The organism is Simonsiella muelleri ATCC 29453 (genome assembly GCF_002951835.1).
GTDB lineage: Bacteria > Pseudomonadota > Gammaproteobacteria > Burkholderiales > Neisseriaceae > Simonsiella > Simonsiella muelleri.
In genome coordinates this window covers 1,478,930-1,499,864 of sequence record NZ_CP019448.1, presented here as the reverse complement: position 1 = coordinate 1,499,864, position 20,935 = coordinate 1,478,930, and the positions used below count along the sequence as shown (strand labels likewise).

Sequence of the window (20,935 nt, the reverse complement as noted above, 5' to 3'; positions counted from 1 at the left end):
AAATTACTTTACAATTTTCATTTTTAACGCTTGGAGAAGTAAATTGATAAATTTAGGAGAGTGGGTAAAAGAAGCAAGAACATCTGCAAAGATGACACAAGAATCCCTTGGTTTTGAACTTGGTATGACAAAGGCAAATGTTTCAAACATGGAAAAAGGTAGAACCAATCCATCATTCGAGCATATTTTAAAAATAGCTCAAATTACTAACATGGAATTGCCGCTACATGATTTTAAAATTTCTCAAAACCACACAGGCACAGGGCATAACATTGCCACACAAAATAATTTTTTACCTAGGGGCTATTGACAATTCAAAAAAAGAGGCAAAGGATTTAAGATATTGTTTCCACGCAACCATCCCAAACCTTTGCCATGTCCCGAAACACGCTTACAAATGAAACATGGTCAAGACTGTTGCCTATTTTGAAACAGCTTGGCATTTATCGCAAGAAAAATTTACGCAAAACAGTAGAAGGTATCCTATTTCGCTTACGTACAGGCTGCCAATGGGCTGATATACCTAGTTATTTTGGTAAAGCAAACAGCCTTTACCAAAGTTTCAATCGCTGGTCTAAACGCGGTATTTTTACCCGATTATTCAAACATTTGGTAGATACACCCGATATGGAATGGGTCTTTATGGACGGTAGCCATATCCGCGTTCATCAACACGGTATGGGTAAACAATCCATTACGCATCAAGCTGTTGGTAAGAGTATCGGTGGTCATACGTCTAAAATTCATTTAGCGGTTGATGCTTGTGGTAATCCAATTGAATTTATCATTACAGCTGGTAATGTAAATGATATTGTTGTTGCGCCTGATTTATTGGCACAATTGGATTTAAGTGATAATGAAACCGTGTGTGCTGATAGGGGTTTTGACAGTGATACTTTTCGTCGGTTAATTCAGTCTAAACAAAGTAAAGCCAATATTCCATATAAGAAAAATAGAGAACATCTTAATGTGGGCACAGATTGGTATTTATATAAAATCAGGCACTTGGTAGAAAACGCTTTTGCACGATTAAAGCATTTTCGTGCGCTGGCAACACGGTACGATAAATTAAAACGTAATTATGAAAGTACTGTATCATTAGCTTGTGCTTTGATTTGGTTGAAATTATAGCTAAAATGTCATTAGCCCCTAGCGAAAAGCATTCAGGCAGCCTAAAAAAAATCGTTATGCCCGACAATGCCATGTTGCCGACCTTTCCACAGGGCAGCGAGCTAACCATTGACACGAGCCAAACCGCGATTATTGATGGCAAAATCTACCAAATTCAAAGCGGCGAGCGTTTTTTTATTCGGAAGATTTTCAGCCAAATTTCAGGCAGCCTGAAAATCGTTTGCGACAATCCCGAATTTGAAAGCGTAATTGTCAGCAGCGATAGCGTGCAGATTGTAGGGCGTGTGATTGAGTGGCGTGTAAGAGATTAACCCATGCGCTACATTACCGATATACAAGACATTGCAGAGCAGGGATTTTCACAACCCTATCGCTGCTTAGTAGATGATGAAGAATACTTCGTTAAAGGATTACGTTCTACACGCATCAGCCAAATCAACGAATGGCTATGTGGCAATATGGCACAAGCCGTAGGACTGCCAATTGCCCCTTTTTGCTTGCTACAAGTAACAGAAGAAATGATAGAGCTACTACCAACGCCTAAACGCAATATTGGCAAAGGTGCAGTTTTTGCCTCACGCAGTCAGGCGCATTGTGTTTTGTTGGAAATGGCGCATATTGAGAAAATCACATTTAAACAACAAATACAATTAGTTGCTTTTGATTGGTTTATTCAAAACATGGATAGAACCCAAGGTAACACCAATCTACTTTTCCAACCACACACGCAAAAAATGATTGTAATCGACCATAATCTAGCCTTTGATAATGAATTTCAGGCTGCCCAATTTTGCCAACTGCATATTTTTCAGGCAGCCGCGCAAAAATTAGCAAACGATTTTGTATATCAACAACACATGGAACAATTTTTGCAGCCAGCCATAACCGCGTACTACCACGCAAAATCTCAAATTCCACCAGAATGGCATTACAAAAACGAGGAACTGGACTTGCCAACTCATTATCCATACCACAAAATAGAACAACAAATTTACCACCTACAACACGGCACACTATGGAGCAGCTGAACATGAAAGCCATGCAATACACCATTATTCGCTTTATGCCACATGTGCAAACACGCGAATTTGCCAATATTGGCGTTATTGCTGCCTGCCCCAAAACAGGCTATTTTGATTACAAAATAGAAAGCAGATACAGCCGATTAAGCCATTTTTTCAAATACTTTAATGCAGAAGTCTTCCGTCAATCCCTAATCGCGTTTGAAATGGAGCTAAAACGCGTACAAGACAATTTGCATTACGCCACCCCGAGCCAAATTCAGGCAGCCACAGAGCATCTAGCCCAACCACGCGAAACCATATTGCAAACCAACGGCATTAGCGTATGTATGGCAGCCGATGAAGCCACGCAATTACAAACCCTGTTTGATTACTACATTCATTGCAGCTTTGCCAAACAGCAGCCTGAAGAGCTGCTTACGCGCCAAATTGTAGAAATAGTGAAAAGTTTTCACACGCCCATTCCATTTATTGAAACCAAACTAGGCAATGATGAATACCATGTTTCACTACCACTGGTGCAACAGCAAGGCAAACAAGTTCACAAAATCATCAAGCCATTATATTTAGCACAAAAAGATGCTTCTGAAATTTACCGAAAAGCCGATAATTGGTTAGCGCGTTTTAAGCGTTTGCGCGATTTTGGCTGGATAAATCAGGATACCGCTATTTTACTGCCCTACAAAGCAGCCTATGACCCTAGCAACAGTCAAAATCAAGCACTTAAAAGAGTATTGAGTGAATTCAAACAGCACGGTATCGCCCATACAAGCCAAGATGATTTAGATTTTATTCACAAATTCTCTGTTCATTTCGGATAAAATAGGAGCCCATAACATGACTAAATTTAATTGCAATATACACAACATCACACCAACAGAAGATAACTTGGACTTATTTTATGACACCTGAAGAAATTGAAAAAAGCCTATGTATTGGCTTTTGCCAATCTATCCAAACCCGAATTAAAGCAGACGGCTCAATTCAGGTTGCCTTGCCTTTTGTTGGTCGTGATGGAGATTGCTATAATATTTTCGTTGCCAAACAAGTAGATGGTAGTTTTAAAATCAGCGATAAAGGCTCAACCATCATGCGCTTAAGCTACGAGAACGACTTAAAACTACTCAAAGGTGCAAGAACGGAAGTATTAAACCAAATCATCAATGAAAATGGCGTATATTTTGACAATGGCGAAATCTACACGCGCAGCCTTGAAAAAGACCTAACCGCAACAGTGTTTAAACTAGGTCAAGCCCTAACACGCATTTCAGATTTAGGCTTGTGGAATAAAGCGCGGATTTAATCCGCGCTTTACAGCATACCGCAAGAACAACTTAATCTACCTTTTTAGAAGCAACATCATGAAAACCCAAGAAATTATCTCAAAATTATCTGCTTGGACAATTCAACACAGCAATGACCAATATGCGCGTGTTGTATCGCCTTGCACCTTTGGTGAAGATGGATTGTGTATTGCTTTTACTGTTGTTTTTCCCACGCCCAATACTTTTGCTTTAACTGACCATATGGAACACTGGCTACAAAGTGCGCAATTTGGCGCAAAATGGGATAAAAACAAACAGCAATACCTTAATCAAACACACGGTATTCGTTTTGCCCAATTTAATGATGATGGCGAAATTACCGCGCAAGGCGAATTATCTTTATTAAATGCCGCGTTATCCGATGCACTAAAATTGGCGTTGGCACTTTCATTTAAATTTCCTAAATGGCTACCAAAATTCAATCTACGCATGATTGGCGGTTGAATGCACTGGCATACCGCCCACGCCCAGCGCGTGCCTAAGGCGCATTTAAGTTAATTAACAGATAACATCATGACAACAAATGAAAAAACCATCAAAATTGTAAAAGATTATAGCAAATCTCCTTATGGTCGTTATTCAAATGAAGTGCAAGCAGGAGAAGAAGACACTACAGGGGAACGATTCCGTAAGGAATTATTAGAGCCAGCACTACATCAATACGACTACGTAATTGTAGATTTAACAGGCTACAATCGTTATGCTCGTTCTTTCATTGATGAAGCATTTGGCGGATTAATTTCAAGTGGCGCGTTTACTTTGCATGATTTACAGCAAAAACTTAGCTATCGTCATGATGATTTGCCCAGTATTGTGGAGCTGATTCGTTCTAGAATTGAGTGGGCAGAAGAGATGCGTCATATTGAATAAAAAACTAACTTTCCTTAAGAAAACAGAAGTTCAGGCTGCAACTGGTTCATTGTTTGATTTTTAGCGGCTTTAACATCAGCGTGAATTATCTCAACGCCATAACGGCGAATCATTTCTGCACCAACCAATGAACGGTGGCAAAATTGCGCGTCTGCCTCAAAACACAGCAATGCGCAACGCTTTTCACGCGCCAAATTATGCAGTTCGTCCAGTGCTAAATCTTGCGTTTGCAAATATGCTTTAAAACCTTTTTTATAAATCGCCCAATCATGATTGAGTTTATAACAATTGCGAACAGGCTTTGGGCAACCTAAAGCCGCTAAATGAGTATAATCGAAGCCATTTGCTGCCAATACGTTTTTTAGCGCGTTTTTAGAAAAACCAGCTTTGCGTGAAATCGGGCATTCGCGAATATCAATAATTTTTTCAATATCATATTTATCTAACATCAATAAAAACTGTTCAATATTCAAGCCTTCATAGCCTACAGTATAAAGAGTCAAAGTATCCATAAAGCTAATAATACTCTACTTTAAGCATTTTTGGCATTGGAAAAATTTATAGACCGCCCTTTGTGGCGGTTTTTTTTATGTATGTTGTAAATTAATACAAAACTTTAAATTCAATAAAATCAATTATTTTTGTATTTATTGTAAAAAAATTATTTACAATTAAGTAAAGTAAAACTATACTTCACTCATCAACAAAACGCAAGGCAAAAACGATGAGCAATATTGGTTATAACGATGGTTATTGGGGTTTTAGCGACGCTGCTGTTGACGAATATTACGGCTGGAGTTGGACAGACCACATGGAAAATATCGCGCATTCAATTGAACAAGAATTTAAAAAAGCCGTAAGTGGTTGGTTATTGGAAGATGCGATAGAACAGCTTGATTCAGAAGAATTAATTGAGTTCAAAAATGATGTTTCATTTCAGCGTGAATGGTTTTTTGAGTCGCTTCAATGGCAAAAAGAATTCACTCAAGATGAGTTGGATTACTGGTTTAAAAATTGGCAATAAAAAAAGTTTGTTTAACACAGGCAGTCTTGTTTCAGGCTGCCTGAAATAAGCAAATTTTTCAACAACAACATAATGAAAGGCAAGAAAAATGGCTTTTTCAGCAGAGAATAATTTCATTCTTCAAGAGAAATTAGAAGAGCAAAAAAATCTCATTCTTCAAGAGAAATTATCCGCGTTAGCGAAAAGCAAAGGGCTTGAAGAGATTGAGTGTTTCATGAGTCAGTTAGGGGCGATTGTTTACATCAAACCTTATGAATTTGTTCGTTTTCACATTGAGATTCGGTCTTGGAGTTTGAGTTTCATTAACGATGAAACGGTAGATGAATTTCTCAACGCAGTAGAGAAAATCGCGGAAGCATTTTTAAATAATTTTGACGTTTTTAAAGAAAAGGTTGAATGATGGAACAAGTGATTACTTTTCAATTGAATGTTTGGCAATTGGTAGGCTTGGCGTTTTTGTTTGGGATTTTGGTGTGTTTGACGGTAACGTTGGTTGCTTACAAATTCAATTTAATCAAATTATGCAAAGACTTAATGTGAGGCAGGCAGCATGAATGATGATGAATTTGATGAATTTGTGTTGCCACCCGACACGTTAGCCGAGATGGATTTAGAGCAATTAGCCATTTTGGAATATTTGAATTTAGATTGAGATTGAACATTCAGAAATTTCAAATCCAAACGGTTTTACCAAAGACCGTTTCAGTTTGGGATTTTTTTCAACAGCAAGGCAATGTTAATGAATTTCGCATTAAACACGATTTTACGTGGCATCAGCAACGCTGATTATCACGCCCATGAAGCCATTAGCAAAAGTGGGTTAGACAAAATTGCCATTAGTCCAGCTCATTATCAGGCTTACTTGCAAGGCAAAGGCAAACGCACCGCCGTATTGGAGTTTGGAAGCGCATTGCATGACTACATTCTGTTGCCTCAAAACTTCCAAAACGACTATATCGTTTTACCTGAAGCATTCAATAGCCGCACGAAAGACGGAAAAGCGCAATTAGAAGCGTGGCAAGAAGATGGCAAAATTATCATTAAAAATGAAGATTTTGAAAAAATTCAAGCGATGGCACAAAGCGTACAAAACCACCCAGCAGCCAGCGAATTACTCAAAGTGGGCGAGTCGGAGGTGTCTATCTTTTGGCAAGATGAAAACACAAGTGAACTTTGTCGCTGTCGTCCTGACTTTTTGAATGAACAATACAACATTATTGTTGATTTGAAAACCACGCAAGATGCTAGCCCAAAAGGATTTGCTAAAAGTATGGCTAATTATCGCTACCACGTTCAGGCAGCCTTTTATATGCAAGGTTTCTATCAAGCTACTGGGATTTATCCTGAACGTTTTATTTTTGTAGCGATTGAGAAAGAGCCGCCATATGCAGTTGGCGTTTATGACTTAAATAATGCTGCGATTGAATTGGGTCGTGAATTATATCAGCGAGATTTGCTTACTTTTCATCAAGCAAAACAAAGTCATCAATGGCAAGCCTATAACCAAGGAATTGAAACCTTATCGCTGCCAGCGTGGGCTTTTTATTAATTTATTAAAACGAGCGAAAGCCGTGTATTTCGCGCATAACTGAAAGGCTAAATATCATGACAAACACCACTGCATTAAAAGCCGCCGCCAAAGGCAATTTACAAACCCAAACCGCGCCACGCGATTTGAAAGCGATGCTTGCCAGTCCAAACATCATTAAACGTTTGGAAGAAATTATTGGCAAAAATACAGGCAGCTTTTGCGCCAGCCTGATTCAAATTTGCAACAGCAATTCGATGTTACAGCAAGCTGAACCTAATACCGTTATCAGTGCTGCCATTGTTGCTGCCACGTTGAACTTACCAATTAACAACGCACTGGGTTTTGCTTATATCGTGCCATTTCGCAACAACAAAGCAGGCGTAACCGAAGCACAATTTCAAATCGGTTACAAAGGCTTAATTCAACTTGCGATGAGAAGTGGGCAAATCAAACGCTTGGTAACAACAGAAATCTACGCAGAACAAATTATCAGCCGCAACCCAATTAAAGGCTATGAATTTGATTTTGATGTTTTACCGAAAAAGACCGAAGCACCAGCAGGATTTTATGCGTATATGGAATTAATCAATGGTTTCATTGCTGAAGTCTTTATGACGGTTGAAGAAATTCAGTCTCACGCATCACGATACAGTCAAACTTATCGTAAAGGCTACGGCGTATGGAAAGATAATTTTGATGAAATGGCGAAAAAAACCGTGATGAAACAACTGCTTTCAAAATACGCACCGATGAGTATTGAATTGCAACGAGCCACACTTGCTGACCAATCTGTTATCCAGCAAATCCCCGAAAGCGATAACGTGATTGATGCCGCATACAGCTATCCTGACAACAGCGCAGAAGTATTTGAAGTTGAACAGGAAAGCAAATCAGCAGGCATTAAAGAAGCCGAAGCAGATTTTAAAGATGCAACATCAACCGAATCATCAACCGAATCAATCCAAACAGACGGATTATTACTTTAAAGTAAGGAAATATTATGACAACCAACACTCAAATCGCTTTATATCAAGGCGTTGAAGTAGAACAAGCTGTATATATGGCGGCTTTTAGCCAAGAAAATGGCTTGCAAGAAATCATCAACCAAATTACCCAACAAGCCAAAGCACAAGCTGTTGAATTATCGGGCGATATTAACATCAAGAAAAATCGTACTGCTCTTTCATCATTGGCGCGTACTGTGGCGAGTGCCAAAGTTTCCATTGATGATACAGGGAAAAGTTTAGTAGAAGATGCAAAAGCGAAAATTAAAATTGTTGATGACAATCGCAAAAATGTGCGCGATAGCTTAGATGCGCTGCGTGATGAAATCCGCAAACCAGTAACCGAATGGGAAGAAGCTAAAAAAGCAGAAGAAGCTGCGCTTGAAGCTGAAAAAGCCCTTATCAAAACACTATCACAAGCAATTGATGAAAACGGCAACCGTAAAAACAGTATTCAGCTGCGTGAAGACTTTGAAAAAATTAGCCAACGGATTCAATCCGATAATGCAGATATTCAGGCTGCTGCCAAAGATGCCTTAAATCAATTGGAGCAGCACATTCAGGCAGCCGAGCAATACGAAGCTCAACAAGCTGAAATTGCCCGATTGGAAGCGGAAAAAGCAGCACGCGAAAAAGCTGAATATGAAGCAAAAATTGCAGCTGAAGCCGCCGAAAAAGCCAAACGTGAAGCGGAAGCCAAAGCACAAGCAGAACGCGAATTAGCTGAACGTGCAAAAATTGAAGCGCAAATGAAAGCAGAAGCCGCCGAGCGAGAGAAACAAGCCATGCAAGAACGCATGGAAGTTGAAAAGAAAGCAGCAGCCGAAGCTGAACGAATGCGGATTGAAGCGGAGCAACGCGAAATTCAAGAAGCAGAAGCCAAACGCGCTCAAGATATTGAATATAAACGACAAATCAACCGTGAAATTTACAACGTGATGATTTCGTGTGAAATTGAAGAAACCGCAGCAAAAGCTTTTTTGCTCAAACTTCAAAATGGCGAAGTGCCACATTTGAAAATTTGTTATTAACCAACATTCAGGCAGCCTGAAACTATTTTTTAACACAAACAAGGAAAAGAAAATGAGTAACAAATACTTTGGTCATGAAAACAAGCTAGGCGATAAAAACACGCTGGGCGATGGGAATGTACTAGGCAATGAAAACGAGCTGGGCAATGAAAATACGTTTAACAACTTCAACGAGCTAGGCAATGACAATGCGTTTGGTAATGAGAACACGTTCGGAGATGGCAACAAGCTAGGCAATGACAATGTATTCATTGATGCCAACACATTCGGCAATTTTAACGAGCTGGGCAATAAAAATGCGTTTGACGACTTCAACAAGTTCGGCAATGGAAACAAGCTAGGCAATTTCAACAGGTTGGGCTATAAAAACAAGCTAGGCGATAAAAACACGTTCGGCGATGGCAATGAGCTGGGCGATGAAAATGAGCTAGACAGTGAAAATACGTTCGGAAATGAAAACACGTTCGGCAATGGCAACAAGTTAGGCGATTTCAACACGTTCAGCGATGAAAATACGTTCGGCGGTGGCAATAAGTTCGGCGATGGCAACAAGCTAGGCGATTTCAACGAGCTGGGCGATGAAAATGAGCTGGGTGATGGCAACAAGTTAGGCGATAAAAATAAGCTGGGCGATGAAAATACATTTGGCGATTTCAACACGCTTGGCGATTACACCAAGCTGGGCGATGAAAATACATTTGGCGATTTCAACACGCTTGGCGATTACACCAAGCTGGGCGACAACTGCACTTTGGGCGAATCAAACACGCTTGGCGATTACACCAAGCTGGGCGACAACTGCACTTTGGGCAAATCAAACAAATTGGGTAATGGTTTGAAATTTGGCAAAAAATTAACGATTGAAGGTGTGAAATGTCGTGATTTAATGACAATGGGAAATGTAGACGGTCTGGGCAGGCAAGTTGTGATTATTGTGCATACCGAGGGCATTAAAATTAGAGCTGGTTGTTTTTCAGGCAGCCTTGATGAATTTTGCGATAAAGCAGAATCTGAAAACAAAATCACATACAGCAAAGTGGTGCGTGCTGCTGCTGAAGCCTTTGAGCAATGCGTTAATGAAAAAGGCATTACAGGCGGTTGGGACGATTAAAAATGGAGTAGATGATGATGAATGTAGATTTGTTTCTGAATGCAGAAGAAGTGCATCAACTCACGGGATTTAAAAGAAAAACGAAGCAAATTCAGCAGCTTAAAAAAATGGGCATTCCGTTTTTCATTAATGCCACCAATCGCCCGATAGTCAGCCGCAGCGTGGTTGATGGCAGCGCGAAAGCCAAGCCACCCAAAACACAAGGTTGGCAACCTGCCTTGTGAAAAAAACTTGCCAAAGAAACAGAAATGGGATATGCTAAAAAAAGCTACTCAATCGTAGCACAGGTTTAGCAGCCTGTTTCTATCACTGGCAATAGAGTCGCTTTCATGCGGTTTCTTTATTGCATTTTAAGTACGTCCAGTTTATGTGGCGGTACTTTGGGACATCGTAAGATGTGCTGTTACCCAGTGAAACAGTCTGCTAACCCGAAGTATCGCCACGCCTATTTTTAGCAGAATAAGCAGCGATTTTATTAAATTTCACTGGAGCATTAAAATGCAAAATCAAATTTCAATCTGCAATACTTCAATCCGTCAAATCAACGGTTTATTTTCTTTAAACGATTTACATAAAGCGTCAGGTGGAGAAAATCGCCATAAACCTAATCTTTGGTCTGAAAATAAACAAACTATTGATTTTATTGTTGAATGTGAAAAAGCAGGAAATCCTGCTATCCTTAAAAAACAAGGACTTGGCACATTTGTTTGCAAGGAATTGGTTATTCATTATGCGATGTGGATTTCTCCAGCTTTCAGTTTACAAGTGATTCAGCACTTTTTAAATTCACTTTCAGGCAGCCTGAAACCCGATGCGCTGAAAACCAAAACCGCACTGCCCAACGGCTTAACTTTAGAACAGCAAGACGAGATTAAAAAATTCCATCGTGAATTAGTCCAAACGGCACCTAACCCATAATCCGTCGCGTGCGGATTTTTTATTGCCTAAATGTTTCGTTAATGATGTAAGTAATTGATTTATTTTCAGTGCTCAAATTTGAGAACTGCTTTTTTGAAATAAATTTGACTGTTTTAAACAATAGCAGTAATATTGAGCTTCCTAACAAAACGATTGCGTGCGCCAATCAGCGCATTTTTTATCTTCAAAATTCTCTATTTTGTTGCCTTTTCTTGTGTGTTGTTGCAACAAAATTTAAGTTTTTGGGGGTTGTGGGTATCGGTAACGACCCAACACATTCGTTTTGTGTAGGACAACCTCCACCCATTTTGGGTGTTTCTTAAGACCTTTCCTAAGGAAACGAAAATGAATAATCAAATCTCAACTTTCAAATTTTCTGAAAATCATTCAATCCGTACCATCGCTGATGAAAAAGGTGAATTTTGGTTTTTAGCCAATGACGTTTGCGGTGTTTTGGGTTATGTCAATCCGCGTGATGCTGTTTCTAAACATTGTAAATTAAAGGGTGTAGCAAAACGCGACACCCCCACCGAAAGCGGTAATCAAGAAATGACCTATATCAATGAACCTAATCTCTATCGCTTAATTATTAAATCACGCAAACCTGAAGCCGAAGCATTTGAAGAATGGGTAATGGAAGATGTTTTACCCACAATCCGCAAAACAGGCAGCTATCAAACTTCAGGCAGCCTGAAAACCAAAACCGCACTGCCCAACGGCTTAACTTTAGAACAGCAAGACGAGATTAAAAAATTCCATCGTGAATTAGTCCAAACGGCACCCAAAGAAAAACAAGCCAAGTTAGCGATTCAATTGTGGAGCAGCGTTAAATCAAAATTTGGCGTGTCGTACAAAGAAGTTGCCTCCGAACATTATCCCGAAGTGTTGAGTTTGATGGCGCGAGTGGCAGTGGAGCAAAATCAAGCCTTGACTGGCGAAGTGTTGGATAAATTGGATAAACAGCAAAATCCAAAATTGCCACACGATTATTTTGCACATTTGGCAAAAATGGCTTTTTACGCAGACCATTATCTGAAAATTCAAGAATTAATGTGTAATAACCCAAATAGCAAAGAAGCAAAATCATTAGCGGATTCACTTGCTTTCTCTTCCTCAACCAATCCAAACCAAACAGGTTATTTATTTGTTTTCAAACCAAATATTAAACAAGATGTAACCGATGCAATGAGTTTACTGCATGATTACTCTTTGATGATGTAAGACCAGCGTACATTTGGCAGCCTAACAGCACAAATTCAAGACAAACAGCTTGGATTTGTGCTATTTTTATCACAAAATCAACAACAGCATAAGCACATGAAAGCACCCAACAACCTACCCAGTGGCATGAGAGCGCGAAAACGCCAACGGAAGAACGGAAAAATTGTCATCTATTATTTTGGCGAAGTTTCCCAAAATGGGAAGCGCGTAGAAATCTCGCTAGGCACAGAATATTTTGTCGCAGTAAAAAAATGGGCGGAAATCAACATTGAGAAAATTTCGCCTAGCCAAAGCATTACTTTTTCGCAAGCAGCAGACAAATATTTTTCAGAAGTCATTGAACCCAAAGGAAAAGTCAACACCATCAATGGCGTGAAAAATTCAATCAAATCATTAAAAACATTTTTCAGCACACCCAAAGATGCGCCGTTGCATGAAATCACGCCTCAACATTTGAATAGATTTTTGGCATGGCGAAGCAGTGCGCCATCGTCTGCTAATGTTGAAATTGCTTTTTTTTCGGCTATTTTTGAACACGCGCAAAAGAGCGACTACATTGATTTTGAAAAGAAAAATCCAGTCAAAGGCGTGAAAAAAAACAAAATTGAGAAGCGCGACAATTACATCAATGACAAATTATTTGATGTAGTGTATGAACACGCAGACCAACAGATGCGAGATTTAATGGATATTGCACTTTTGACAGGACAACGACCTATTGATATTTGTAGTTTGCACACCAGTCAAATTAGTGATGGCATTTTGAATATTAAGCAAGCGAAAACTTCGGCGCGTTTGCGATTTGAGATTTCAGGCAGCCTGAAAGAAATCATTGACAGAATTGCGCCTGAAAATGGTTTTTTGTTTTTAAACAAGCACGGCAAGCCATTGAGTCGCCATTTAATAACGAATTGGTTTTTAAATTTGAGAAAGCAAATTATGCAAGAACGTCCAGAGCTTGAAGAAGAGTTGAGAAATTTTCAATTTCGCGATTTGAGAGCTAAGGCGGCGACTGATGCGTATTTGCAAAACGACAAAGAGACCGCGCGAGAGTTGCTTGGACACACCAGTACAAATATGACAAACCGCTATATTAGGCAAGTCAAAGTTCAAAAGCCATTTAATAAGAAAAAGAAATAATTGCGGACTTGGCGAACTATTCGGAATTTCCGAGTAGTTCGCTGTTAAATGCGGTTTACTATGCTGTTTCAATTTGCAGTTTTGCGGAACGTCTCATTTTTTGCGGAACATCTTAGCAATGTATTAAATTATTTCTATTTAAAATCAATGAGTAATTTTGGATTATTTTATTTGTCTATAACAGCTGTAATGATAAATTCAATTGGATTACCACAAGCATCAACCGCTAAATGAATTTTAGACGTATGACCACCGATACTCTTACCAACAGCTTGATGCGTAATGGATTGTTTACCCATACCGTGTTGATGAACGCGGATATGGCTACCGTCCATAAAGACCCATTCCATATCGGGTGTATCTGCCAAATGTTTAAATAATTTGGTAAAAATACCGCGTTTAGACCAGCGATTGAAACTTTGGTAAAGGCTGTTTGCTTTACCAAAATAACTAGGTATATCAGCCCATTGGCAGCCTGTACGTAAGCGAAACAGGATACCTTCTACTGTTTTGCGTAAATTTTTCTTGCGATAAATGCCAAGCTGTTTCAAAATAGGCAACAGTCTTGACCATGTTTCATTTGTAAGCGTGTTTCGGGACATGGCAAAGGTTTGGGATGGTTGCGTGGAAACAATATCTTAAATCCTTTGCCTCTTTTTTTGAATTGTCAATAGCCCCTATTAAGAAAATTAGCGGTAATTCTTTGGAGCATTTCTTGACGTTCTTCAATGGAATAAGTACTGTGCTTATTGGGATTAATACCAACAAAGATGACCATTAGTGGGAGGGTCAAAACTACCAGCATATACTGCTTTTCTATGTATTGGTTGAATCATATTTACCCAATCTTGAATTAATTCTAAAAAGCAAAATCCCTTAGCACACAACATAGATTGGCTAAGGGATTTTTGAATAAAGAGTTTGGCGATGACCTACTTTCGCATAGGAACTATACTATCATCGGCGCTGGTTTGTTTCACTGTCCTGTTCGAGATGGGAAGGAGTGGGACCAAACCGCTATGGTCGCCAAACATAAACTGTCAAATTGGTAAGCCGTTGGTAAGATAATTTTAATTTTTCTTACCCTATTTATTCTTTAATCAACTGATTTTTTGAGTGATGAAGTGTATTCATCAGTAAGCTTTATCTTTGTGCTTTGGTATTTCTATTTCTTCCAAAGTCCTTCAAATGATAGAGTCAAGCCTCACGAGCAATTAGTATGGGTTAGCTTCACGCGTTACCGCGCTTCCACACCCCACCTATCAACGTCCTGGTCTCGAACGACTCTTTAGTGTGGTTAAACCACAAGGGAAGTCTCATCTTCAGGCGAGTTTCGCGCTTAGATGCTTTCAGCGCTTATCTCTTCCGAACTTAGCTACCCGGCTATGCTTCTGGCGAAACAACCGGTACACCAGAGGTTCGTCCACTCCGGTCCTCTCGTACTAGGAGCAGCCCCCGTCAAACTTCCAACGCCCACTGCAGATAGGGACCAAACTGTCTCACGACGTTTTAAACCCAGCTCACGTACCACTTTAAATGGCGAACAGCCATACCCTTGGGACCGACTACAGCCCCAGGATGTGATGAGCCGACATCGAGGTGCCAAACTCCGCCGTCGATATGGACTCTTGGGCGGAATCAGCCTGTTATCCCCGGAGTACCTTTTATCCGTTGAGCGATGGCCCTTCCATTCAGAACCACCGGATCACTATGTCCTGCTTTCGCACCTGCTCGACTTGTCGGTCTCGCAGTTAAGCTACCTTTTGCCATTGCACTATCAGTCCGATTTCCGACCGGACCTAGGTAACCTTCGAACTCCTCCGTTACTCTTTGGGAGGAGACCGCCCCAGTCAAACTGCCTACCATGCACTGTCCCCGACCCGGATGACGGGTCTGGGTTAGAACCTCAAAGACACCAGGGTGGTATTTCAAGGACGGCTCCACAGAGACTGGCGTCTCTGCTTCTAAGCCTCCCACCTATCCTACACAAGTGACTTCAAAGTCCAATGCAAAGCTACAGTAAAGGTTCACGGGGTCTTTCCGTCTAGCAGCGGGGAGATTGCATCTTCACAACCATTTCAACTTCGCTGAGTCTCGGGAGGAGACAGTGTGGCCATCGTTACGCCATTCGTGCGGGTCGGAACTTACCCGACAAGGAATTTCGCTACCTTAGGACCGTTATAGTTACGGCCGCCGTTTACTGGGGCTTCGATCCGATGCTTGCACATCTTCAATTAACCTTCCAGCACCGGGCAGGCGTCACACCCTATACGTCCACTTTCGTGTTAGCAGAGTGCTGTGTTTTTAATAAACAGTCGCAGCCACCTATTCTCTGCGACCCTCAGATGCTTACGGAGCAAGTCCTTAACATTAGAGGGCATACCTTCTCCCGAAGTTACGGTATCAATTTGCCGAGTTCCTTCTCCCGAGTTCTCTCAAGCGCCTTAGAATTCTCATCCTGCCCACCTGTGTCGGTTTGCGGTACGGTTCTGATTCAACTGAAGCTTAGTGGCTTTTCCTGGAAGCGTGGTATTGGTCACTTCATGTCCGTAGACACTCGTCATCACGTCTCGGTGTTAAGAAAGAGCGGATTTGCCTACTCTTTCCACCTACTGGCTTAAACAAACTATTCCAACAGTTTGCTAACCTAACCTTCTCCGTCCCCACATCGCATTGAATCAAAGTACGGGAATATTAACCCGTTTCCCATCGACTACGCATTTCTGCCTCGCCTTAGGAGCCGACTCACCCTACGCCGATGAACGTTGCGTAGGAAACCTTGGGCTTTCGGCGAACGGGCTTTTCACCCGTTTTATCGCTACTCATGTCAACATTCGCACTTCTGATACCTCCAACAATCCTTACGAATCACCTTCTCAGGCTTACAGAACGCTCCCCTACCATATACTAAAAGTATATCCGCAGCTTCGGTTATAGATTTGAGCCCCGTTACATCTTCCGCGCAGGAAGACTCGACCAGTGAGCTATTACGCTTTCTTTAAATGATGGCTGCTTCTAAGCCAACATCCTGGCTGTCTGTGCCTTCCCACTTCGTTTACCACTTAATCTATCATTTGGGACCTTAGCTGGCGGTCTGGGTTGTTTCCCTCTTGACACCGGACGTTAGCACCCGATGTCTGTCTCCCGAGGAGCAACTTGATGGTATTCTGAGTTTGCCATGGGTTGGTAAGTTGCAATAACCCCCTAGCCATAACAGTGCTTTACCCCCATCAGTCTCATACTCGAGGCACTACCTAAATAGTTTTCGGGGAGAACCAGCTATCTCCGAGTTTGTTTAGCCTTTCACCCCTATCCACAGCTCATCCCCGCATTTTGCAACATGCGTGGGTTCGGACCTCCAATGCGTTTTACCGCACCTTCATCCTGGCCATGGATAGATCACTCGGTTTCGGGTCTACACCCAGCAACTAGTCGCCCTATTAAGACTCGGTTTCCCTACGCCTCCCCTACTCGGTTAAGCTCGCTACTGAATGTAAGTCGTTGACCCATTATACAAAAGGTACGCAGTCACACCTTAACGGTGCTCCCACTGTTTGTATGCATCAGGTTTCAGGTTCTATTTCACTCCCCTCCCAGGGTTCTTTTCGCCTTTCCCTCACGGTACTGGTTCACTATCGGTCGATGATGAGTATTTAGCCTTGGAGGATGGTCCCCCCATATTCAGACAGGATTTCTCGTGTCCCGCCCTACTTCTCGTATACTTAGTACCATCATTGAGATTTCAAATACGGGGCTATCACCCACTATGGCAGAAGTTTCCAATTCTTTCTTCTATCTCAATAATTATCATATACAGGCTACTCCGCGTTCGCTCGCCACTACTTGCGGAATCTCGGTTGATTTCTTTTCCTCTGGGTACTTAGATGGTTCAGTTCTCCAGGTTCGCTTCTCTAATCCTATGTATTCAGATTAGGATACACATTGCTGTGTGGGTTTCCCCATTCGGACATCGCGGTATCAATGCTTTTTTGCCAGCTCCACCGCGCTTTTCGCAGGCTTACACGTCCTTCTTCGCCTATCATCGCCAAGGCATCCACCTGATGCACTTATTCACTTGACTCTATCATTTGAAGAACCTTCTGACTTCGTAGATACTGGCGTTGACTGCCAGCATTACTTAGATTCTCTAATCTGACAAAGCTTACTGCTTTGTTGTGTATTGTTCTTGCCTTTTGTCTTTCAAGAACAATTGATACAATCATCACCCAAATTCTTATGATTTGCTTATTTCTTCTTTCAGTACCAATACCTTTTCAGGCTGCCTGAAATGTGAACACTACTTGTTGCATCAAACAGCATTCTAAACAAATCAACATTGTCTTTGTTTGTTGATTTCGGCTTTCCAATTTGTTAAAGATCAATGCGTTTCTTAAATCGCAAATTAAAGTAAGTTATAAAAAGTAAGTTATAAAACTATCTAGTAAACAACTTCTTCGTAAACAACTTCCACAAACTCACTTTAATTTGAAATTTCTACTTTTAAATTCTACTGTTCAGCTCTACTTCTAAATATTTGACTTCTAAATATTTGGTTCTACCTCTAAATATTTGGTGGAGGCAAACGGGATCGAACCGATGACCCCCTGCTTGCAAAGCAGGTGCTCTACCAACTGAGCTATGCCCCCAATTAGGTCTTGGTGGGTCTGGTAGGACTTGAACCTACGACCCCACGCTTATCAAGCGTGTGCTCTAACCACCTGAGCTACAAACCCATTAAGTCGTCTCTATTCTTTTGCTCTTCGCATTCTTGCTCTTCGCATCTCAATTCAGTATACCGATAAGTGTGAGTACCTAACAATCTCTTCTTTTCTCTAGAAAGGAGGTGATCCAGCCGCAGGTTCCCCTACGGCTACCTTGTTACGACTTCACCCCAGTCATGAAGCATACCGTGGTAAGCGAACTCCTCGCGGTTATTCTACCTACTTCTGGTATCCCCCACTCCCATGGTGTGACGGGCGGTGTGTACAAGACCCGGGAACGTATTCACCGCAGTATGCTGACCTGCGATTACTAGCGATTCCGACTTCATGCACTCGAGTTGCAGAGTGCAATCCGGACTACGATCGGTTTTTTGGGATTGGCTCCACCTCGCGGCTTGGCTACCCTCTGTACCGACCATTGTATGACGTGTGAAGCCCTGGTCATAAGGGCCATGAGGACTTGACGTCATCCCCACCTTCCTCCGGTTTGTCACCGGCAGTCTCATTAGAGTGCCCAACCAAATGATGGCAACTAATGACAAGGGTTGCGCTCGTTGCGGGACTTAACCCAACATCTCACGACACGAGCTGACGACAGCCATGCAGCACCTGTGTTACGGCTCCCGAAGGCACTCTCCCGTCTCTGAGAGATTCCGTACATGTCAAGACCAGGTAAGGTTCTTCGCGTTGCATCGAATTAATCCACATCATCCACCGCTTGTGCGGGTCCCCGTCAATTCCTTTGAGTTTTAATCTTGCGACCGTACTCCCCAGGCGGTCAATTTCACGCGTTAGCTTCGCTACTAAGGCATCTAGTGCCCCAACAGCTAATTGACATCGTTTAGGGCGTGGACTACCAGGGTATCTAATCCTGTTTGCTACCCACGCTTTCGAGCATGAACGTCAGTGCTATCCCAGGGGGCTGCCTTCGCCATCGGTATTCCTCCACATCTCTACGCATTTCACTGCTACACGTGGAATTCTACCCCCCTCTGACACACTCTAGCTACCCAGTTCAAAACGCAGTTCCCAAGTTGAGCTCGGGGATTTCACATCTTGCTTAAGTAACCGTCTGCGCTCGCTTTACGCCCAGTAATTCCGATTAACGCTCGCACCCTACGTATTACCGCGGCTGCTGGCACGTAGTTAGCCGGTGCTTATTCTTTAGGTACCGTCATCAGCATCTGATATTAGCAAATGCCTTTTCTTCCCTAACAAAAGTACTTTACAACCCTAAGGCCTTCTTCATACACGCGACATGGCTGGATCAGGGTTCCCCCCATTGTCCAAAATTCCCCACTGCTGCCTCCCGTAGGAGTCTGGGCCGTGTCTCAGTCCCAGTGTGGCGGATCATCCTCTCAGACCCGCTACGGATCGTCGCCTTGGTAAGCCTTTACCCCACCAACTAGCTAATCCGATATTGGCCGCTCAAATAACGCGAGGCAGTTGCCTGTCCCCCGCTTTCTCCCTCAGGACGTATGCGGTATTAGCCATCCTTTCGGATAGTTATCCCCCATTACTCGGTACGTTCCAATATTATACTCACCCGTTCGCCACTCGCCGGCAGTAATGCAAGCACTACCCCGCTGCCGTCCGACTTGCATGTGTAAAGCATGCCGCCAGCGTTCAATCTGAGCCAGGATCAAACTCTTATGTTCAATCTCTAACTTAATAACTTCTGGTCTGCTTCAAAGAAACCAACAAAGAGTAATCGGCTCAGCACCTATTACAATCTTGTCTGTTTTTTCTTGCAGTGTGAGACCATCAGGCACTCACACTTATCGGTATTCTGTAATTTTAAAGAGCTTCAAATAATCCTTGTACTCAGCCAAATAAACCAGTAAACTAATTCGTTTTGACTAACTCAACCGCCGTAGCAGCGAAGAACCGAACTATACGCCTATACCCAAAAACCGTCAACAAAAAATAAACAAATATTCCCCTCAAAATTAATAACTACATTGTTTCTTAATAGTATTTAATCTCAACATAATCGCAGTTTTTAAACACTCAAAAAAAATAAAACCCAAAAGTATGACAGCAAGACACCATACTACCCTCTCCATATCAAAACCAGACAAACCAAAACCTTTGCAAAATCTTCATATTAAGGAATATTTAAAGTGATAGCATCACATCATATTCAGATAATATTGAAATACTTTCAATTAGTTAGAGAGTAACATCGCAAAGACATACACCTAAAATGAGGTTTAGCAAAGGTTTCAGGCTGCCTGAAAAATATCGTTTCATAAAAAACGACAATTTTTATCCGTACGAGCAGAATCCCCTTTGAAAAATACTGAATCATCACAAGTACTGCTACTGTTCTCACATATCATTAACTGAAAATCTTCATTTAAAATCAATGAACCAGCATCAGCTTTCTTATCAAATGCCACTGCTTTCATCGTATAATGGTCGCCTTTCACACCTCTAGGATTACCTTGCATTTTAATGCAAAAATGCCCTGTCTTTGACCCAGTATACAACTTCTCATCTTCAGGAAACGTTGGCCAAGTCGTACTATTTTGCTTAAAACTATATTTGCGACTGTAAAATTGCTCCATAAATTTTGCGTTGTTCATCATCATCCGCTGCGCATCATATCTCCGACTTTTGCGAATATACTCAAAATAATTCGGCAATGCCCATGCCACTAAAATTCCCATGATACCCACCGTAAACATCATCTCTACCAAACCAAAACCCACCTGTTTTTTCATTTAAATTCCTTTAGTTAAATTATTAATTAATTTTCAGCACAATCAATATTAAGGATAACTGACAATTCTCTTGCAAAATTAAATCTTACAAAAAAATCGTCAAATCTCAAAAGAAATATGATTAAGTTATGTACTCTGATGCGTATTTCCAAGACAAAAA

Annotated in this window: 21 protein-coding genes, 2 tRNA genes, 3 rRNA genes and 2 pseudogenes; 19 read left to right on the top strand and 9 right to left on the bottom strand. The window is 41.4% G+C overall.

The genetic code is table 11. The features are described 5' to 3' along the window. Positions 1-43 precede the first annotated feature (43 nt). From BWP33_RS07360 to BWP33_RS07325, 8 genes are all read left to right on the top strand, one after another. Complete coding sequence (locus tag BWP33_RS07360; RefSeq protein ID WP_104930352.1) at positions 44-310, top strand: helix-turn-helix domain-containing protein; 267 nt, start codon at positions 44-46, stop codon at positions 308-310. Between the two features lie 65 nt (positions 311-375). Next, on the top strand, positions 376-1,131 hold the full coding sequence (locus BWP33_RS07355) for an IS5 family transposase (protein WP_002641156.1): 756 nt from the start codon (positions 376-378) through the stop codon (positions 1,129-1,131). 5 nt (positions 1,132-1,136) lie between these two features. Then, on the top strand, positions 1,137-1,442 hold the full coding sequence (locus tag BWP33_RS07350) for a S24 family peptidase (protein ID WP_158666823.1): 306 nt from the start codon (positions 1,137-1,139) through the stop codon (positions 1,440-1,442). Positions 1,443-1,445: 3 nt separating this feature from the next. Next, positions 1,446-2,159: a HipA family kinase gene (locus tag BWP33_RS07345; RefSeq protein WP_002643128.1), complete on the top strand. Its 714-nt coding sequence runs from the start codon at positions 1,446-1,448 to the stop codon at positions 2,157-2,159. Between the two features lie 2 nt (positions 2,160-2,161). After that, positions 2,162-2,974, top strand: a complete 813-nt coding sequence (locus tag BWP33_RS07340; RefSeq protein WP_002643127.1) for a DUF3037 domain-containing protein — start codon at positions 2,162-2,164, stop codon at positions 2,972-2,974. Between the two features lie 80 nt (positions 2,975-3,054). Then, on the top strand, positions 3,055-3,456 hold the full coding sequence (locus BWP33_RS07335) for a DUF1828 domain-containing protein (RefSeq protein ID WP_104930351.1): 402 nt from the start codon (positions 3,055-3,057) through the stop codon (positions 3,454-3,456). A 58-nt stretch (positions 3,457-3,514) separates the two neighbouring features. Beyond that, on the top strand, positions 3,515-3,922 hold the full coding sequence (locus BWP33_RS07330; RefSeq protein ID WP_104930350.1) for a hypothetical protein: 408 nt from the start codon (positions 3,515-3,517) through the stop codon (positions 3,920-3,922). A gap of 69 nt (positions 3,923-3,991) precedes the next feature. Then, a complete protein-coding gene (locus BWP33_RS07325; RefSeq protein WP_104930349.1) occupies positions 3,992-4,348 on the top strand; it encodes an STAS-like domain-containing protein in 357 nt (118 codons plus the stop codon). A 14-nt stretch (positions 4,349-4,362) separates the two neighbouring features. Here the strand turns inward: BWP33_RS07325 and BWP33_RS07320 are convergent, their stop codons facing one another. Then, positions 4,363-4,860 (bottom strand): DUF488 domain-containing protein, encoded by a 498-nt coding sequence (locus tag BWP33_RS07320; RefSeq protein WP_002642203.1) that lies wholly within the window; start codon positions 4,858-4,860, stop codon positions 4,363-4,365. 212 nt (positions 4,861-5,072) lie between these two features. Between BWP33_RS07320 and BWP33_RS07315 the strand changes: the two genes are divergently transcribed. The 11 genes from BWP33_RS07315 to BWP33_RS07270 all read left to right on the top strand — a co-directional run bounded on the left by BWP33_RS07315 (position 5,073) and on the right by BWP33_RS07270 (position 13,328). After that, a complete protein-coding gene (locus tag BWP33_RS07315; protein WP_002643114.1) occupies positions 5,073-5,372 on the top strand; it encodes a hypothetical protein in 300 nt (99 codons plus the stop codon). A gap of 88 nt (positions 5,373-5,460) precedes the next feature. Next, positions 5,461-5,772, top strand: coding sequence for a hypothetical protein (locus tag BWP33_RS07310; RefSeq protein ID WP_104930348.1), 312 nt, complete (start codon positions 5,461-5,463; stop codon positions 5,770-5,772). Beyond that, positions 5,769-5,912 carry a hypothetical protein gene (locus BWP33_RS12420; protein WP_155999579.1) on the top strand — a complete coding sequence of 48 codons (144 nt, stop codon included), beginning with the start codon at positions 5,769-5,771 and terminating at the stop codon, positions 5,910-5,912. The genes BWP33_RS07310 and BWP33_RS12420 overlap by 4 nt, the downstream gene beginning before the upstream one ends. 199 nt (positions 5,913-6,111) lie before the next feature. After that, positions 6,112-6,921 carry a PD-(D/E)XK nuclease-like domain-containing protein gene (locus BWP33_RS07305; protein WP_002643116.1) on the top strand — a complete coding sequence of 270 codons (810 nt, stop codon included), beginning with the start codon at positions 6,112-6,114 and terminating at the stop codon, positions 6,919-6,921. Between the two features lie 56 nt (positions 6,922-6,977). Next, on the top strand, positions 6,978-7,889 hold the full coding sequence (locus BWP33_RS07300; RefSeq protein WP_002643117.1) for a recombinase RecT: 912 nt from the start codon (positions 6,978-6,980) through the stop codon (positions 7,887-7,889). Positions 7,890-7,903: 14 nt separating this feature from the next. Beyond that, a complete protein-coding gene (locus tag BWP33_RS07295; protein ID WP_002643118.1) occupies positions 7,904-8,938 on the top strand; it encodes a coiled-coil domain-containing protein in 1,035 nt (344 codons plus the stop codon). A gap of 52 nt (positions 8,939-8,990) precedes the next feature. Then, a complete protein-coding gene (locus BWP33_RS13000) occupies positions 8,991-10,049 on the top strand; it encodes a hypothetical protein (RefSeq protein ID WP_224451210.1) in 1,059 nt (352 codons plus the stop codon). Between the two features lie 11 nt (positions 10,050-10,060). Beyond that, complete coding sequence (locus BWP33_RS07285; protein ID WP_051010368.1) at positions 10,061-10,273, top strand: DUF4224 domain-containing protein; 213 nt, start codon at positions 10,061-10,063, stop codon at positions 10,271-10,273. 274 nt (positions 10,274-10,547) lie between these two features. Further along, complete coding sequence (locus BWP33_RS07280) at positions 10,548-10,967, top strand: KilA-N domain-containing protein (RefSeq protein ID WP_002643131.1); 420 nt, start codon at positions 10,548-10,550, stop codon at positions 10,965-10,967. Between the two features lie 345 nt (positions 10,968-11,312). Further along, entirely contained in the window at positions 11,313-12,188 is an 876-nt protein-coding gene (locus tag BWP33_RS12995) for a BRO-N domain-containing protein (protein ID WP_104930347.1), read from the top strand. Positions 12,189-12,284: 96 nt separating this feature from the next. Beyond that, positions 12,285-13,328, top strand: coding sequence for a tyrosine-type recombinase/integrase (locus tag BWP33_RS07270; RefSeq protein WP_104930346.1), 1,044 nt, complete (start codon positions 12,285-12,287; stop codon positions 13,326-13,328). Between the two features lie 182 nt (positions 13,329-13,510). Here BWP33_RS07270 and BWP33_RS07265 read toward each other — a convergent pair. The 8 genes and pseudogenes from BWP33_RS07265 to BWP33_RS07230 form a co-directional block, all read right to left on the bottom strand. Then, positions 13,511-13,930: pseudogene (locus tag BWP33_RS07265) on the bottom strand (IS5 family transposase); the annotation flags it as partial. A gap of 77 nt (positions 13,931-14,007) precedes the next feature. Next, positions 14,008-14,164: pseudogene (locus BWP33_RS12990) on the bottom strand (pantetheine-phosphate adenylyltransferase); the annotation flags it as partial. A gap of 83 nt (positions 14,165-14,247) precedes the next feature. Then, a 5S ribosomal RNA gene (gene rrf, locus BWP33_RS07255) occupies positions 14,248-14,359 on the bottom strand. 162 nt (positions 14,360-14,521) lie between these two features. Beyond that, positions 14,522-17,409: ribosomal RNA gene (locus BWP33_RS07250) — 23S ribosomal RNA — on the bottom strand. A gap of 489 nt (positions 17,410-17,898) precedes the next feature. Beyond that, positions 17,899-17,974, bottom strand: a tRNA-Ala gene (locus BWP33_RS07245). 10 nt (positions 17,975-17,984) lie between these two features. Then, positions 17,985-18,061: transfer RNA gene (locus BWP33_RS07240), tRNA-Ile, on the bottom strand. Between the two features lie 103 nt (positions 18,062-18,164). After that, a 16S ribosomal RNA gene (locus BWP33_RS07235) occupies positions 18,165-19,707 on the bottom strand. Together the 16S, 23S and 5S rRNA genes with 2 tRNA genes alongside form the textbook arrangement of a ribosomal RNA operon. 591 nt (positions 19,708-20,298) lie before the next feature. Beyond that, complete coding sequence (locus BWP33_RS07230; RefSeq protein ID WP_002642441.1) at positions 20,299-20,775, bottom strand: type IV pilin protein; 477 nt, start codon at positions 20,773-20,775, stop codon at positions 20,299-20,301. Positions 20,776-20,935: the final 160 nt, after the last annotated feature.